This window comes from Kitasatospora phosalacinea, from assembly GCF_000716545.1.
In the GTDB taxonomy this organism is placed as follows: domain Bacteria; phylum Actinomycetota; class Actinomycetes; order Streptomycetales; family Streptomycetaceae; genus Kitasatospora; species Kitasatospora phosalacinea.
Window position 1 is genome coordinate 1 of the sequence record NZ_JNWZ01000162.1, and the last position, 1,000, is coordinate 1,000.

Annotated in this window: 1 pseudogene; it reads right to left on the reverse strand. The window is 75.7% G+C overall.

From position 1 onward, the window contains the following. Positions 1–621: pseudogene (locus tag OO48_RS33930) on the reverse strand (DNA-binding protein); the annotation flags it as partial. Positions 622–1,000: the final 379 nt, after the last annotated feature.

Below are 1,000 nucleotides of genomic sequence, written 5' to 3' on the forward strand. Positions count from 1 at the left end.
GCCCGCGTCCAGCACCACCTCCGCATCCGCCCGCACCGCCCGCCGCGCCACCCCCGGCCACCGGCGCTGCGCCGCGGCAATCTCCGGCAGGTCCCGCACGTCGAGGAACTCCACGCCCTTGCCGAGGTCGGCGTCGGCGTCCAGCAACCACCGCCCGTGCCGCACACACACCCGCTCCCACCCGTGCGCGTACCGCACCACCCCCACCGCAGCCCCGGCCCGGCCAGCGGTGCACAGCCGGCACCCGAACGCCACCGGCCCCACCACCACACCCGCCACCCGCCACACACCCCGCGCAGCACCACCGCCGCCCGGCCCCAGGCCCGGGGCCGCGCCGTCGGCCGCCTTCTCGTCCTCCACCGCCCACGCGGGCAGCGCCCGCCCCAACGCCTCCTGCGGCACTCCGCACAGACCGGCCAGAACCCGCCGCGCGCCCGCGTCCAGCACCACCTCCGCATCCGCCCGCACCGCGCCGCTCTCGTGCCGCGGCCGCTGCCCACGCCACTGCCACCACCCCGACACCGCGGTCGGCTCCAGGCCGTAGCGGGCGGCGATCCGACCCACGAACGACCACGTCGTCTCCCCAGCCAACGGCGCGATACGAAAGACCCCGTGCGACATGGCCCCACCTTCCCCCAACACCACCAAGGACGGCGCCACTTCGCGCGATCTTCCCCGGCCAAAGCCCGCGGCCTGCCCTCCGGCGGTGCCAGAGCCCGCGTCAACACCTTCAGGCTCGGCATGCAGGGGCGCACATCGCAGGCAACGGATGCAGCGCGTACCCGACCCGCCCGTAAGGCGGCAGCTTTGTGTGGCGGGGAGCAAGCCGAGCTTTGCCCGGACCGGATCCCGATTGTGTCCTCGTCCCTGCCACAGCGCCCCGACTCACAGGCCGGCCGTCACCGCGCCGCCTCCTCCATCTCCCGGCGCACCGGGGCGAGTTCGGCGGCCCAGTCGACCCCGGCCCGGCCGAGCGCGACGAGCTGCTCGAAGGTGAGCT